Consider the following 13637-nt stretch of genomic DNA (forward strand, 5'->3'; position numbering starts at 1 on the left):
CGGACGGGCGCTGATCCATCGCCTAAGCTCGGTGGCATGTTGCGGCTGTATGACACCCGGTCCAGGCAGCTCGAAGCCATCGTTCCCGCGAACGGGCGCGTCGTGCGCTTGTACGCCTGCGGGCCGACCGTCTACCGCTACGCCCACGTGGGCAACCTCAGGTCCTACCTGCTGCCCGACCTGATCCGGCGGGTGCTCGAGCAGAGCCGCGTCCGGTCGGTGATCTGCCAGAACATCACCGACGTCGGCCACCTCGTGGACGACGACGAGATCGACCCCTCGGGCGAGGACAAGGTCCTGCAGCAGGCCCGCCGCGAGGGGCGCTCGGCGCTGGAGATCGCCCGGTTCTACGAGGACGCCTTCCGCCGCGACCTGTCCACCCTGAACGTGCGCACCCCGGAGTACACCCCGCGCGCCTCCGAGAGCATCGACCTGATGATCGAGCTGATCGCGAAGCTCATCGAGATGGGTCACGCGTACGCCGTGGAGGACGGCTCGGTGTTCTTCGACGCCCGGAGCTTCCCCTCCTACGGGGAAATTTCAGGAAACCGGCTGGACGCGCTGAAGCCCGGCCACCGGGTCGAGGGTGTGGACCCCCGCAAGCGCTTCCACGCCGACTGGGCGCTCTGGAAGGGCGCCGAGCGCGAGATGACCTGGGAGACCCCCTGGGGCCGCGGCTTCCCCGGCTGGCACATCGAGTGCTCCGCCATGTCGCTGCGCTTCCTCGGCGAGCACATCGACATCCACACCGGCGGCAAGGACCTGCGCTTCCCCCACCACGAGGACGAGCGGGCCCAGTCCAACGCGTCGGCCGGCCACGACGTCGTCAAGCACTGGGTCCACGGCGAGCACCTGCTGTTCGACGGCCGCAAGATGGCCAAGTCCACCGGCAACGTCCTCCTGCTCTCCGACGTCAAGGACGCCGGCCTCGACCCCCTCGCGGTCCGGCTCGCGTTCCTCGAACACCGCTACCGCCAGCAGATGAACCTCACCTGGGACACCCTCCAGGCGGCCGACCGCACGCTCCGCCGCTGGCGGCAGCGCGTCGCCGAATGGGCCGAGTCCCCCAGCCGCCCGATCGCCGCCGAGTACGCCGCCCGCGCCCGGGCCGCGTTCGACGACGACCTCGACACGCCCGCCGCGCTGCGCGTCGTGCGCGAGCTCGAGCGGGACGAGACGGTGGACCCGGGCTCGCGCTTCGAGACGTTCCTGCACCTGGACCACGTCCTCGGCCTGGACCTCTCGATCGACATCGGCAAGCCTCCGGCCGTCCCGGTCCTCCCGCCCGGCGCCACCGAGCTCCTGGAGGCCCGCGCCAAGGCCCGCGATGCCAAGGACTGGCCCACCTCCGATCGCCTCCGCGACGAACTGGCCACCCTCGGCGTCAAGGTCACCGACACCCCCGACGGCCAAACCTGGTCCTGAACGGCGCTCCTGAGTGCTAGGTGGCCGCCAGCGCCTGTGTGGGGGACAGGCGGGAGGCGCGGATCGCCGGGTACAGCCCGGCCAGAGCGCCGATGGCCAGCGTGGCGGCCAGGCCGCCGAGCACCGCCCATGACGGCACGACGACCGGCCAGCCCTGCGACAGCGCGTAACCCGCGCTGACCCCGCTGCCCAGCAGCGCGCCGCCCACCCCGCCCAGCGCCGACAGCAGCAGCGACTCGGCCAGGAACTGGGTGCGGATCTGACCGCGCCTGGCGCCCAGGGAGCGGCGCAACCCGATCTCGGCTCGCCGCTCCAGCACCGAGATGACCATCGTGTTGGCCACCCCGACCCCGCCGACGAGCAACGCGACCGCGCCCAGGCCGAGCAGCAGCCCGGTGAAGGCCGCGCCCGCGGCCTGCTTGGCGGCCAGCGCGTCGGAGGGACGCGAGACCTCCACCTCGTTGGCCGCCTGCGGGTTGGCGGTGGCGCCCAGCACCGAGCGGATCGCCTCCACCTCGGATTCCAGCGAGCGGGTGTAGACGGTGGTGGCGTGCCCGTCGAACCCCAGCACGGACTCGGCCGCGGGCCAGCCGACCAGGGCGGCGCCGTCCAGTTCGGGTGCCAGCGGCGCCGGGTCGAGGATCCCGACGACGGTGAACCAGCGCCCGCCGATCAGGACCTGCCGCTCAGGACCCGCCTGCGCGATGCCCAGGCGCTCGGCCGCGGCCGAGCCGAGGACGGTCGCGGGGTAGGCGGCGGTCGCCTCGTTCAGCCAGGCGCCGCTGCGCACCTGGCCGCCGACGGCCGCGATCAGGTCGGTGCGGGCGGCGTAGGCGGCGAGCCCGTTGGTCTGCGCCTCGGGGATCTTGTTCGTGCGGTACACCTTGGCGCCGTCGACCAGGCCGATCGCCGAGACCGACTGCACTCCGCCGATCCTGGCGACCATGTCCTCGGCCTCGGTGGGCAGCTGCGCCTGCTCGCCCAGCATGGTGGTGCCGGGCGAGACGGTGAGCAGGTTGGTGCCCAGCGTGGCCAGGGTGCGGTCGAGTCCGGCCTGGGAGGAGGCCGACAGGCCGACCACGGCCACCATCGCCGCGATGCCGATGGCGATGCCCAGCGCCGACAGGAAGGCCCGCATCGGGCGGGTGCGCAGGCCCACCGCGCCGACCTCGAGCACGTCGCCCGGCCACATCCTGGCCGGGTGCAGCTCCCCGGCGGCCACACCGGCCGTGGCGGCCATTCAGCCCACCCCCGAGACGGCGGGCTCGACCACCAGGCCGTCGCGCATCCGCACCTGCCGCGGCAGCCCCGCGGCGATCTCCAGGTCGTGCGTGATGATCACCACGGTGGTGCCGGCGGCGTGCAGGTCCCGCAGCAGCCGCATCACGCCCTGACCCGAGGCGGTGTCCAGGGCGCCGGTCGGCTCGTCGGCCAGCAGCAGCGAAGGCTCGCCCGCCACGGCGCGCGCGACCGCGACCCGCTGGCGCTCGCCGCCCGACAGCTCGTGCGGCTCGTGGTCCATGCGGTGGGCCAGCCCCACCCGCTCCAGCGCCGCGGCCGCGCGACGGCGGCGCTCGCGTGGACGCAGCCCCGAGTACAGGAGCCCGTCTGCGACGTTGCGCAGCGCGCTCGTGCCGGCGGCCAGGTGGAACTGCTGGAAGACGAAGCCGATCCGGCCGGCCCGCAGCGCCGACAGCTTGGCATCCGGCAGCCTGCCCACGTCGTGACCTTCGATGTGCACGCTGCCGGAGGTCGGCAGGTCCAGGGTGCCCAGCAGGTTCAGCATGGTCGACTTGCCCGACCCCGAAGGGCCCACGATCGCCACCAGCTCGCCGCGTTCGATGTCCAGCGTGACACCGGCCAGGGCGGCCACCCCGCCGGGGTAGATCTTGCGCACGTCCCTCAAGGAGATCATCTGGGCATCCCCACCTTCATGCCCTCGGAGATCCCCGCACCGGAGACCTCCACCCGGCCTGAGGCGAACAGGCCCGTCTTGACCGGTACGTACGCCGAGGTCGCGCCATTGATCACCTCCACGCCGAAGCCGCCCTCGCGCAGCGCCACCAGCGCGGCGACCGGCACGGTCAGCACGTTCTCGCGCCTGCCCGCGGTGAAGGCGACGTCCACCGCGGCCAGGGCGTAGGTCTCGGCGGCCTTCTGCGCCTTCTTGCCGCGCAGCTCCACCACCACCTCGACCTTCGTCGACGGGTCGCCGCCGCCGGCGGCGGGCTCGATCATGGTGGAGACCTCCTTGATGCGGCCCTGCAGGGTGGTGTCGTCGGGCAGCGTCACGCTCACCTTGCCGCCCTTCCTGGCCAGCCGCTGGTCGGCGGCGTCCAGGTAGGCGGTGACCGCTTTGGCGGTGCCGGTGTAGGACAGCACCTTGCGCCCCGGCCCCGTCAGGTCGCCGTTCCCCGCCGCCAAGGTGTCCACGCGGATGGCGCCGGGGGCGAAGATGACCCGGCCGAGCTCCACGACACCGCTCTCCTCCAGGTCGTGGTCCTCCTGCCACTGCCTGACCGCCTCGGCGGTGCCGTAGGTGTATTCCTCATCGACGGTGAAACCGCTGTAGCCGAGCGCCTTCAGGTTCTTCTCCAGTTGCTTGACGTCGGTGCCCTCGACGCCGGTGCGCAGCGTGCGGTAGGCGGGCAGCGTGCCGTACATCAGCGTCACCGGCTTGTCGTCGACCTCGAAGACCGCGTGGCCGCGGGTGATGCGCGCGCCGGTGTCCGGCACGCGGGTCAGCGTGCCGGGCAGGCGGCTGGTGGCGGCGGTGGAGGGGCCGTAGCCGAGGCTGCCGTCGGCGCTCTGGGCGTCGGTGAGGGTCTGCTTGATCACATCGGCGCTCTTGGGTGGCAGCCGGGTGGCCGCCGCGCCACCGGCCGGGGAGCCGCCGCCCAGGCCGAGAGTGGCCACGGCCGCCGCGCCACCGCCGCTCACCACGAGCAGCGCGAGCGCGATACGCCGCCCGCGGCGCCTTCGCCTGCGCGGACGCGCCTGCTCGGCCTCCCCGCTCTGCTGTGCCGTCACTGGCCTGCTCCGGCGGACAGGAGGGCCTGGCACGCCTCCTGCGCCTTCTGGAAGTCCGGGTCGTCGGCGATCTTGCCGTCGATCTTGATGCCGCGCTGACCGGGCGCAGGGTCGGCGAAGGACTCCACGCCGTTCTCGCGCATGCACGCGGCGAACTTGCGGCCGTTCTCGGCCATCTTGGCGTCCTTCTCGGGGGAGGCGTTGGCCTGCGGGTCGTACTGGCGGCAGGCCTCCATGGCCTTGTTCACCGTCGCCTCGCTCACACCACTGCCCTTGTCGAACTTGAGCATGACGCCCTTGCCGGGCTTCGGGTCCTCCACCTGCACGCCGTTCTCGCGCATGCACTGGGCGAACTTCACCCCCATCTCATCCTGACTCAGGCTCGCCGAGGGGGCGGCGCCCGCACCGCCCTTGCCGTCGCCGGCCGAGGCCACCTTCGCCCCCGTTCCGGCCTGCGCGCCGCATCCGGTCAGAGCGAGCGCCAGGATCAGCGGTAGAGCCATCTTTCGCATCATGTCGTCTCCTCCAGGCAAGGCCGGAACCGTTCCGGCCCTGTCGAAGCTGATGCAACCCGGCCGCGCGTTTCCGTGGCGTTTCCATCAACGATCACTAACGCCGAGGAAACGCCCCGACCGGTCACCATTACCCGTGAAGCGAGAGGAACGGTGACAGATGCGGGTACTGGTGGTGGAGGACGAGCCGACGCTCGCCGGCGCGATCGCCGAATGGCTGCGCGCCGAAGCGCACGCCGTCGACGTCGCCCACGACGGCGCGGCGGCACTGCAGCGCACGAGCGTCAACGACTATGACGTCGTCATCCTGGACCGCGACCTGCCCGCCGTCCACGGCGACCAGGTCTGCCGCGAACTGGTCGAGACGGCCTCGACGGCCCGCGTGATCATGCTCACCGCCGCCGCCGGGATCATCGACCGCGTCAGCGGCCTGTCCATCGGCGCCGACGACTACCTCACCAAACCCTTCGCCTTCCCCGAACTGGCCGCCCGCGTCCAGGCCCTGGGCAGGCGCTCGCGCCCGGCCGCGCCGCCGGTGCTGCGCCGCGCCGGCATCACCCTGGACCCCGCACGCCGCGAGGTCTTCCGCGACGGCCGCTACGTGCCGCTGTCGAAGAAGGAGTTCGCCGTCCTGGTCGAACTGCTGCGCGCCGATGGGGCCGCCGTCTCGGCCGAGCACCTGCTGGAGAAGGCGTGGGACGAGCACGCCGACCCCTTCACCGGCGCCGTACGGCTGGCCGTGCTCAAGCTGCGCCGCAAACTCGGAGAACCACAGGTCGTCGAGACCGTCACAGGAGTGGGATACCGGATCGCGTGAGAAAGCCCAGACTGCTGCCGCGCCGCATCACCCTGCGCGCCCGCCTGACCCTCATCTACGGCGGCCTGTTCCTGATCGCGGGGATGGTGCTGCTGGCCACCACCTACGCCCTGTTCAACCAGCAGCTCGGGTCCAAGACCAAGGTCCTGGCTCGCACGAGCCCCGCCGGCGAGTCGACGTACATCGTGGACGGCGACCCCGCCAGCCTGTCCTCCATCGCCGACGCCGAGAAATGGATGAGCCGGCAGCAGGCCACGCTGCACGAGGCCGCGACCACCTCCCTGCTCACCCTGGGCGGCCTCGCGCTGCTCGTCGTGGGCGGCGCGGCGGCCGGTTTCGGCTGGCTGGTCACCGGACGGGTACTGGCCCCGCTGCACCTGGTCACCGACACCGCCCGCAGGATCGCCGCGGCCCCCGCGGCAGGGCGGGGCCTGCACGAGCGCATCGCCCTCAAGGGCCCCGACGACGAGGTCAAGGACCTGGCCGACACCTTCGACACCATGGTGGAACGGCTGGATCACTCCTTCGACGGCCAGCGCCACTTCGTCGCCAGCGCCTCCCACGAGCTGCGCACCCCGCTGACCGTCGGCCGCGCCCTGGTCGAGCTGGCCATGCACCGGAAATCCGCCTCCGAGGACGTCAAACAGCTGGGCGAGAGCCTCCTGGAGATCAACTCCGGGCACGAGCGGCTGATCAGCGGCCTCCTGCTCCTGGCCGGCTCGGAGAAGGAGATCACCGAACGGCTCCCCGTCGACCTGGCCGACGTGGTCGGCCACGTGGTCGCCCAGAGCGCCACCGAGGCCGAACAGGCGGGGGTGATCGTGAAGGAGCAGGCGGGCGAGGCCTTCACCCTGGGTGACGCGCTGCTGCTGGAACGACTGGTGCACAATCTGGTGGAGAACGCCGTCAGGCACAACGTCGAGGACGGCGGCTGGGTGAGCGTCCTCAGCCGCACCCGCGCCGACGCCACCGTAGAGGTGGAGGTGAGCAACACCGGGCCCGTGGTGCCGCCGTATGAGATCCCTTCACTGTTCGAGCCGTTTCGCCGCCTGGGCGCCGAACGGCTCATCACCAAAGGCGCCGGCCTGGGCCTGTCCATCGTGCGTTCGGTCGTCCGAGCCCACGACGGTCACATCGACGCCCGCCCGCGCGAAGGCGGCGGCCTCACCGTGACCGTCACCCTGCCGGCCTGCGACCCCTTCTAGTCGCGCCGCCGGTGCCACGCCGTAGCACTTTGCTGGACACCAACATCCTCATCCTGCGTGCCGGAATCGACCCCGACGAACTGCCGGACGAGATGATGATCAGCGCTATCACCACGGCCGAGTTGTCGGTCGGCGTGCTGGCGGCCACCGGCGCGCAGGAACTCGCCCAGCGAATGAAGATCCTGCAGACCGCCGAAGCCGAGTTCGACCCTCTGCCGTTCGATGACACCGCCGCCCGCGAGTACGGTCAGTTGTGGACCGCGGTCATCGCGTCCGGTCGCAAACCCCGTCCGCGCACAGCGGATTTGATGATCGCCTGCGTGGCCATCGCGAACCGGCTTCCCCTCTACACCTGCAACCCCAAGGATTTCAAAGGCTTGGACCACCTGCTCACCGTGGTCCCCGTAACACGGCCACGATGAGACGTCCCCGTCCGGCCCCAGGGGGTGGCCCGGCGGGCCGCCACGTCAGCGGGTGGCGGTACCGCTCATTTCCTCCAGCGGACCTCAGGCGCGACGGCGCGGGAGGCGGACGGTGAGGAGCTTGGCGCGGGGGGCGACGCGTTCGGCGAGGGCGAAGAGGGCCTCGGTGCGGGAGCGGTCCGCGTCCAGGTGGGTGAAGAGGTTCACCCCCAGGTAGAACGTGATGGACGCGTAGGCGAGGTCGCGCGGCGGCAGGAGCTTGGCGAGCGGCGAGCCGCCGATGACGCGCTCGAGGGTCTGCTCGATGAACGCGATCCACGGCTCGGCCCTCTTGACGATCTCCTCGCGTAGCTGCGGGCGGGCGATGCCGGCGCCGACCAGTTCGGAGAAGAGCGTGATGTGCCCGCCTTCGAGGTCGGCGCGGTAGATCTCGGTCGCCACCTCCACGAGCTCCTCCAGCGTGCGCGCCTTGTCCACGGCCGCCTGGTAGGCCGCCATCCGCTGTTCCGACGAGCGGTCGAGCGCGGCGAGCAGGAGCGGGTCGACGCCGCCGAAATGGTAGAAGACCAGCGCCGAGTTGACCTCCGCGGCCCTGGCTATCGTGCGCGCGCTCGTGCCGGCGTAGCCCTCGGCGCGAATCGTGCGCGCCGCCGCCTCGATGAGGCGTTCCCGCGTCTCCGCGCCCGGTTGCTTCGTCATGCACACCCCTCTTGCGTCGCCATGCCCGCTCATCATACGGTTTAATCGCTCGATTAAACCGCTCGATGAAGGGGGCCGCATGGAACCGGACGAGGGACACCAGAGGCGATCGCGGCGAATCCTGGCAGGCGTGCTCGCGGCCCTGTTCGCGGCGATGCTGGCGTACAAGGTGCTCCACACCGGGGAGCTGGAGCAGACGGCGGTGTTCTACGTGGGCATCCCCGCCGTCATCGCCATCACCATCGCGCTCACCACGCGGCCCCGATCGGCCACCGGCCTGATCATGGCGACCATCACCATCGGGCTCGCCCTCGCCGGCCCGCTGCTCGGCGAGGGCATCGTCTGCCTGCTCTTCGCCGCGCCGGTCTTCTACGCCTCCGGCCTGGCCTTCGGGCTGCTGATCGATTGGAGCCGCCGGCACCGGGGTGGCATGAGCGTGATCATCGTGCCGCTGCTGCTGCTCACCGCCGCCGAAGGCGCCACCGATGCCACGTCGCTGCCCCGAGGTGAGGCGGTGACCGCGACCCGGGCGACCGGCGCGGCGGACGTCGGGCGGGCCCTGGCCACGCCGCCCGCGTTCGCCGCGTTCGGCTCACCCCTCCTGCGGATGGGCTTTCCCCGGCCGCTCTCGGCGCGAGGCGAAGGGCTCCAGGTCGGCGCCGTCCGCGAGATCACCTTCACCCCGCGCCGCTCCCTCGGCATCGGGGCCGTGCCCGAGCCGCGCTCGATGACCCTCCGGGTGAAGGAGAGCGCGCCGGGCCGGGTGGTGTTCCAGGTGGTACGGGACACCACGCTGGCGCGCTGGCTCGACCTGCGGGAAGCCGAGTTCACCTGGACCCCCGCGCGGCTGAGCGTCACCCTGCGCTACCGCAGGACCTTCGACCCCGCCTGGTACTTCGGCCCCCTCCAGAGGTACGCGACCGGCCAGGCCGCCGCCTACCTCGCGGAGACCTTCACCCGATGAGGCTGGACGCGGGGATCATCCGGGCCGTGGCGCTCATGGGGCCGGTGGCCGTGCTGCTGGTGGCGGCCCGGGTGCGGCGGCCGGGCGAGTCCCGGGTCGCCGCCGCCATCCTCGCCACCGCGTGGAACCTCCTGGTCCTCGCCGTGGTGAACGTCGTCGCACTCCGCGCCGGCTGGTGGACCTTCCACGCGGAAGGCGGTCTGCTGGCCGGCGTCCCGGCCGACCTGCTGCTCGGGTGGGCGGTGCTGTGGGGCGCGTGCCCCGCGCTGGCCGCTCCGCGCGCGCCCGTCCCGCTCACCGCGGCCCTGCCGGCCTGGCTCGACCTGGCGCTCATGCCGCGGGCCGAGCCGGTCGTCGTACTGGGCTCGCACTGGTGGGCCGGGGAGGCGGCGGCGATCGCCTTCGCCCTGGTACCGGGCCTCCTGCTCGCCCGATGGACCGAGGAACGGCGCCTGCTCCCGGCCAGGGCCGCGTTCCAGGTCGTGCTGGCGGGCGGGCTCGGTCTCGTGGCGCCGGTGGCGCTGACGGGAGTGTGGCGGCAGCCCGGCTGGATGCTCGCCCTCGCGGCCCAGGCGCTCGCCGCTCCGATGGTGTTCGGGCTCGCGGCGGTGCGCGAGTTCGCCGTCGTGGGACGGGGCACACCGTTGCCGTACGACGCGCCGGTCCGGCTGGTGACGGGCGGGCCCTACGCCTACGTGCGCAACCCGATGCAGGTCGCGATGACGGCCGGGTACCTCCTGCTGGCCCCGCTGGACCCGGCCTTCCTCGCGGCGGCCGCCGTCACCTTCGCCTACGGGGCCGGACTGGCGGCCTGGCATGAGGGCGAGCAGCTCGAACGGCGGTTCGGCGGCGCGTGGCACGACTACCGGCGCCGGGTACGCCCCTGGCTGCCGCGCCTGCGCCCCGCCATGTCGCCCGGCATGCCCCCCGCGTCGCTGTACGTGGCCGCGACCTGCGGGCAGTGCCGGCAGGTGGGCGCGTGGATGGTGCGGCACGCGCCGGTGGCGCTCCAGGTGGTCCCCGCCGAGAGCCATCCCTGTGGCCTGCGGCGCATCACCTACGAGCGCGAGGACGGCGTCCGCACCCAGGGGGTCGCCGCGGTCGCCCACGCGCTGACCCACATCCACCTCGGCTGGGCACTGGCCGGCTGGCTGCTCCTGCTGCCGGGCATCGGGTCGTTCGCCCAACTCTGCCTGGACGCTCTCGGCGCGGGACCGCGCACGTACCCGACCACCCGCGCCTAGACCCCGCTAACGCCGAGAGCTGCTCGGCCCGGTGATGAGGGAGACCGCGAGCGCGGCCAGGCAGAGGAGTCCGGCCGGCCGCCGCCGGTGCGGACGCGGTCGAACGTGCCTCCTCTCAGCCGGTGAGAACACGGCTCAGCAGTACCTCGTCTCAGCCGGTGAGGATGCGGGTCTCGCCGATGGCGAGGTCCCAGAGGTCGGCGCGGGCGCGTCCGGAGGCGATCCAGGCCGCGCGGGCCTCCTGTACCGGGGCCATCAGCGGCTCGCCGGACAGCACGAACGTCCCCCAGTGCATGGTCGCCATCCGCTGCGCACCCACGTCGGCGCACGCCTGGACGGCCTCGGCCGGGTCGACGTGCGAGACGTGCATGAACCAGCGCGGCTCGTAGGCGCCCACCGGCATCAGCGCCAGGTCGATGCCCGGGTAGCGGTCGCCGATCTGCTTGAAGCGGTCGCCGTAGGCGGTGTCGCCGGCGAAGTAGATCCGCTGGTCCGGCGACGTCAGCACCCAGCCGCCCCACAGCGACTTGCAGGTGTCGAACAGCGTCCTGCGGCTCCAGTGGTGCGCCGGCACGAAATCGAAGCTCACATCGCCGATGCGGGCGCTCTCCCACCAGTCCAGCTCGGTGACGTTCGTGAACCCCTTCTTGGTGAACCAGCTCGCCAGGTTCGCGGGGACGAACACCGGCGTGTGCTTGGGCAGCCGGCGCATCGTGGGGGCGTCAAGATGGTCGTAGTGGTTGTGGCTGATCACGACGGCGTCGATCGGCGGCAGGTCGCTCCACGCGACCCCCGGCGGGGTGAGCCGCTGGCGCACGCCGGGGATCTTGCGTGACCACACCGGGTCCGTCAGCACGGTCAGGCCGCCGATGCGCAGCACGTACGTCGCGTGGCCCACCCAGGTGACGGCCGCGTCCTCCGTGGCGACCGGGGGCAGACCGGCTCGGAGTACGGGGATCTGGTCGGCGTCGCCGATGTCCGGGCGGAACCCGCCATGCCAGGTGACGCTCACGATCTCGCGGAAGTCGGGTAGCGGGCAGGTCAGGCGGTCCTTGAAGTCGGCGGGAAAGGTGCGCTCGCGTGGCGGCGTGACGGGCTCGCGTGATGGGGTGACCGGCTCGCGTGACGGCGGGACCGGAAAGACCTCGGGGCTGACGGTTCGCGACATTCGACCCTCCTGTTCGTCGCCGAGTGGAGGCGGGTTGTTCCAAATGGGGATCGGATCACCACTCTCCTGTCATGATCCCCCGTGGGCGAAAAACATGCCTCAGCCGTGCGAGGTATCCGTCACGTCCTCCCTGATGCCTAGGGCGCTCCACGAACGTTCACCGGGCCCCCGCCGTACGGCGGCGCCGGCATCGCCGCACCCCCTCTCTCACCGTCAAGGCGCCGGCGGTCGCCACCCGAGCGCCGAAGGACGGCGGTCCTTACTCCAGGGTGCGCCTTCGCCATCGGGCGGGGTGCCTCGGGTATCCCCCCTCGTCCAGATCGGCCAGGCGTTCGAACACGTTCCAGGAGGCGTAATGGCCGCACAGGACGAAGGAGACCGCGACGGCGAGCACGTACAGGATCAGCATGGGAAGGCCGACGCAGAAGGCGTACTGGGTGGCGTGCCGGGACTCGTGCCTGAGGAGGGCTCCGGTCAGATACCCCTCCTCGTGGGCCGTCAGGACGACGTTGCCCACCGTGAAGGCCCCGGCGACCGGGAAGGGGATGCGGTATCCGTGCGCGTACAGCAGGCCGTGCTCGCCGCGCCGCACCCGGGCCCGCCCGGCCACGGCGATGAGCAGGCCGAGCGGCGTCGACAGGTTGACGTAGTTGATGACCTGTCTCGCCCGGTAACGGCCGCGCATGCCTCGATTGTCGCTCAGGGCGGCCACTTTATGCGGACGTACCACCCGATATGTTCATCGGGCGTGCCTTGCCGTACGAGCCCTGGTGCAGCAGCCAGGAGCCCGACGAGGGAATGAGCAGGACGGCGGTCACCAGGGCCAGCGCCCCGCACCCGAGGTACCAGTAACCGGCCGCGTTGGCCGCGACGATCAGATCGCCCTCGGGCCGCATGACCGAGAACAGCAGCGCCGCGAGCATCCAGCCCATGCCGGGGACGAAGGCGCCCAGCTTGCTGCCCATGAGCCGCCCCGCGCCGTACAGCAGCCCGAACAGGACGAGCGAGAGGACGATCGGGATGGGCCGCACGGCGTCGCCCACGGCCCAGGAGTGTGAAAGCCCCGACACGACGCCGAACACGACGCCGAGGACGAAGAGCAGCCCGTAGGCCGCGCCGGTGGTCACCGGGCCGGCCTCGTGCCGTACAGGGGCCTCGACCTGCTCTTCTTCCATAATGGCCAAGGCTAGCCGATGCCCGCGAAGAGATCGTCTTCGCGGTCGCCCGGCTCGCCGAGCCCGCCGGCCTCCGCCGGCAGGACACGCCCGGCCGGCCCGCGCGCACCGGCCTTGAGGATGAAGTGCTCGATGCCGATGGACTCCTCGCCCATGCGCTGGGAGATCACGAACCACGGCGCGGTGAGGTCGATCTGGGAGCGGTGCGCCCGCATGGCCTCCAGCTTGGCGGCGGCGTGCGCCCGGGCGTCGATCTCGGCGGTGATCTCGGCGTCGGCCGAGCCGAAGGGCAGGTCGTCCAGCGTCTCCTCGGTGAAGAAGTCGAAGTCGGAGTCGCGCATCACCTCGGCGACGCGCCGCATCGCCGACTTCGGCATGGTCGTCATGTAGAACTTGGCGATCTGCCACGGCTCGCCCTCGCCGAACGAGGAGTCGGAGGCCAGCTCGAAGGCCCGCCAGGCGACGCGGTGGGCCTGGATGTGGTCGGGGTGACCGTAGAAGCCGTTCTCGTCGTAGGTCACGAGCACCTGCGGCCGGACCTCACGGATGATCTTCACCAGCTCGCCGGCCGCCTCGTCGAGGTCGGCGCGCCAGAAACAGCCGGGGTGGTCGTTCGTGGAGACGCCCATCATGCCGGAGTCGCGCCAACGGCCGGCCCCGCCGAGGAACCGGTGGTCGTCGACTCCCAGCGCCTTGCAGGCGGCCTCGAGCTCGTCGATGCGGTGCTCGCCGAGGCGATCTTCCTTGTCCGCGGCGAGGTGTGCCAGGTCGGGGACGACGATCTCGCCCTCTTCGCCGAGGGTGCAGGTGACGAGCGTGACATGGGCGCCTTCGGCGGCATATTTGGCCATCGTGGCGCCCGTGCCGCTGGTCTCGTCATCGGGGTGGGCGTGCACGAGCAGCAAACGACGATCGGTCATGCCGTCGAGACTAACCTCGCGCGCCGACAGAAACGGCGGGCTCCCGTGCCGGCCTG

Annotated in this window: 15 protein-coding genes; 6 read left to right on the forward strand and 9 right to left on the reverse strand. The window is 71.8% G+C overall.

The window, feature by feature from the left end; genetic code table 11:
• Nucleotides 1-36: 36 nt before the first annotated feature.
• Nucleotides 37-1425: a cysteine--tRNA ligase gene (gene cysS / locus MYF83_RS28115; protein ID WP_248963733.1), complete on the forward strand. Its 1389-nt coding sequence runs from the start codon at nucleotides 37-39 to the stop codon at nucleotides 1423-1425.
• A 16-nt stretch (nucleotides 1426-1441) separates the two neighbouring features.
• Here cysS and MYF83_RS28120 read toward each other — a convergent pair whose 3' ends face one another.
• Genes MYF83_RS28120 through MYF83_RS28135 form a run of 4 tightly spaced genes read right to left on the reverse strand, consistent with a single transcriptional unit; the run spans nucleotide 1442 to nucleotide 4970 of the window.
• Nucleotides 1442-2665 carry an ABC transporter permease gene (locus MYF83_RS28120; RefSeq protein ID WP_248963734.1) on the reverse strand — a complete coding sequence of 408 codons (1224 nt, stop codon included), beginning with the start codon at nucleotides 2663-2665 and terminating at the stop codon, nucleotides 1442-1444.
• On the reverse strand, nucleotides 2666-3340 hold the full coding sequence (locus MYF83_RS28125; protein ID WP_248963735.1) for an ABC transporter ATP-binding protein: 675 nt from the start codon (nucleotides 3338-3340) through the stop codon (nucleotides 2666-2668).
• Nucleotides 3337-4455, reverse strand: coding sequence for a peptidoglycan-binding protein (locus MYF83_RS28130; protein ID WP_248963736.1), 1119 nt, complete (start codon nucleotides 4453-4455; stop codon nucleotides 3337-3339). Before MYF83_RS28130 ends, MYF83_RS28125 begins: the two co-directional genes overlap by 4 nt.
• On the reverse strand, nucleotides 4452-4970 hold the full coding sequence (locus MYF83_RS28135) for a hypothetical protein (RefSeq protein WP_248963737.1): 519 nt from the start codon (nucleotides 4968-4970) through the stop codon (nucleotides 4452-4454). Before MYF83_RS28135 ends, MYF83_RS28130 begins: the two co-directional genes overlap by 4 nt.
• A gap of 157 nt (nucleotides 4971-5127) precedes the next feature.
• On the opposite strand from MYF83_RS28135, the gene MYF83_RS28140 reads away from it, so the two are divergent.
• The 3 genes from MYF83_RS28140 to MYF83_RS28150 are packed head-to-tail and all read left to right on the forward strand — an operon-like array spanning nucleotide 5128 to nucleotide 7411.
• Nucleotides 5128-5784 (forward strand): response regulator transcription factor, encoded by a 657-nt coding sequence (locus MYF83_RS28140; protein ID WP_248963738.1) that lies wholly within the window; start codon nucleotides 5128-5130, stop codon nucleotides 5782-5784.
• On the forward strand, nucleotides 5781-6989 hold the full coding sequence (locus MYF83_RS28145) for a sensor histidine kinase (protein ID WP_248963739.1): 1209 nt from the start codon (nucleotides 5781-5783) through the stop codon (nucleotides 6987-6989). Before MYF83_RS28140 ends, MYF83_RS28145 begins: the two co-directional genes overlap by 4 nt.
• A 29-nt stretch (nucleotides 6990-7018) precedes the next feature.
• Nucleotides 7019-7411, forward strand: coding sequence for a type II toxin-antitoxin system VapC family toxin (locus tag MYF83_RS28150; protein ID WP_248963740.1), 393 nt, complete (start codon nucleotides 7019-7021; stop codon nucleotides 7409-7411).
• A gap of 84 nt (nucleotides 7412-7495) precedes the next feature.
• Here the strand turns inward: MYF83_RS28150 and MYF83_RS28155 are convergent, their stop codons facing one another.
• Nucleotides 7496-8110 carry a TetR/AcrR family transcriptional regulator gene (locus tag MYF83_RS28155; RefSeq protein WP_248963741.1) on the reverse strand — a complete coding sequence of 205 codons (615 nt, stop codon included), beginning with the start codon at nucleotides 8108-8110 and terminating at the stop codon, nucleotides 7496-7498.
• 79 nt (nucleotides 8111-8189) lie between these two features.
• On the opposite strand from MYF83_RS28155, the gene MYF83_RS28160 reads away from it, so the two are divergent.
• Together MYF83_RS28160 and MYF83_RS28165 are read left to right on the forward strand one after the other, a co-directional pair.
• Nucleotides 8190-9074, forward strand: a complete 885-nt coding sequence (locus tag MYF83_RS28160) for a hypothetical protein (protein ID WP_248963742.1) — start codon at nucleotides 8190-8192, stop codon at nucleotides 9072-9074.
• Entirely contained in the window at nucleotides 9071-10318 is a 1248-nt protein-coding gene (locus MYF83_RS28165; protein ID WP_248963743.1) for a methyltransferase family protein, read from the forward strand. The genes MYF83_RS28160 and MYF83_RS28165 overlap by 4 nt, the downstream gene beginning before the upstream one ends.
• A 151-nt stretch (nucleotides 10319-10469) precedes the next feature.
• Here the strand turns inward: MYF83_RS28165 and MYF83_RS28170 are convergent, their stop codons facing one another.
• From MYF83_RS28170 to mshB, 4 genes are all read right to left on the reverse strand, one after another.
• Nucleotides 10470-11486, reverse strand: a complete 1017-nt coding sequence (locus tag MYF83_RS28170) for an MBL fold metallo-hydrolase (protein ID WP_248963744.1) — start codon at nucleotides 11484-11486, stop codon at nucleotides 10470-10472.
• Nucleotides 11487-11745: 259 nt separating this feature from the next.
• On the reverse strand, nucleotides 11746-12171 hold the full coding sequence (locus tag MYF83_RS28175; RefSeq protein WP_248963745.1) for a hypothetical protein: 426 nt from the start codon (nucleotides 12169-12171) through the stop codon (nucleotides 11746-11748).
• A 28-nt stretch (nucleotides 12172-12199) separates the two neighbouring features.
• The gene (locus MYF83_RS28180) at nucleotides 12200-12661 is read right to left on the reverse strand and encodes a DUF6113 family protein (protein WP_248963782.1); all 462 of its coding nucleotides are present in this window, start codon (nucleotides 12659-12661) and stop codon (nucleotides 12200-12202) included.
• An 11-nt stretch (nucleotides 12662-12672) separates the two neighbouring features.
• Complete coding sequence (gene mshB, locus MYF83_RS28185; protein ID WP_248963746.1) at nucleotides 12673-13581, reverse strand: N-acetyl-1-D-myo-inositol-2-amino-2-deoxy-alpha-D-glucopyranoside deacetylase; 909 nt, start codon at nucleotides 13579-13581, stop codon at nucleotides 12673-12675.
• Between the last annotated feature and the right edge of the window lie 56 nt (nucleotides 13582-13637).

Source organism: Sphaerisporangium perillae, assembly GCF_023276435.1.
In the GTDB taxonomy this organism is placed as follows: Bacteria; Actinomycetota; Actinomycetes; order Streptosporangiales; family Streptosporangiaceae; genus Sphaerisporangium; species Sphaerisporangium perillae.

What these genes read in the sequence shown, in the direction of transcription:
- cysS (WP_248963733.1), top strand. Translation starts at nt 37, where the DNA reads ATGTTGCGGCTGTATGACACCCGGTCCAGGCAGCTCGAAGCCATCGTT.
- MYF83_RS28120 (WP_248963734.1), bottom strand. Translation starts at nt 2,665, where the DNA reads ATGGCCGCCACGGCCGGTGTGGCCGCCGGGGAGCTGCACCCGGCCAGG.
- MYF83_RS28125 (WP_248963735.1), bottom strand. Translation starts at nt 3,340, where the DNA reads ATGATCTCCTTGAGGGACGTGCGCAAGATCTACCCCGGCGGGGTGGCC.
- MYF83_RS28135 (WP_248963737.1), bottom strand. Translation starts at nt 4,970, where the DNA reads ATGATGCGAAAGATGGCTCTACCGCTGATCCTGGCGCTCGCTCTGACC.
- MYF83_RS28140 (WP_248963738.1), top strand. Translation starts at nt 5,128, where the DNA reads ATGCGGGTACTGGTGGTGGAGGACGAGCCGACGCTCGCCGGCGCGATC.
- MYF83_RS28155 (WP_248963741.1), bottom strand. Translation starts at nt 8,110, where the DNA reads ATGACGAAGCAACCGGGCGCGGAGACGCGGGAACGCCTCATCGAGGCG.
- MYF83_RS28160 (WP_248963742.1), top strand. Translation starts at nt 8,190, where the DNA reads ATGGAACCGGACGAGGGACACCAGAGGCGATCGCGGCGAATCCTGGCA.
- MYF83_RS28165 (WP_248963743.1), top strand. Translation starts at nt 9,071, where the DNA reads ATGAGGCTGGACGCGGGGATCATCCGGGCCGTGGCGCTCATGGGGCCG.
- MYF83_RS28170 (WP_248963744.1), bottom strand. Translation starts at nt 11,486, where the DNA reads ATGTCGCGAACCGTCAGCCCCGAGGTCTTTCCGGTCCCGCCGTCACGC.
- MYF83_RS28175 (WP_248963745.1), bottom strand. Translation starts at nt 12,171, where the DNA reads ATGCGCGGCCGTTACCGGGCGAGACAGGTCATCAACTACGTCAACCTG.
- MYF83_RS28180 (WP_248963782.1), bottom strand. Translation starts at nt 12,661, where the DNA reads ATGGAAGAAGAGCAGGTCGAGGCCCCTGTACGGCACGAGGCCGGCCCG.
- mshB (WP_248963746.1), bottom strand. Translation starts at nt 13,581, where the DNA reads ATGACCGATCGTCGTTTGCTGCTCGTGCACGCCCACCCCGATGACGAG.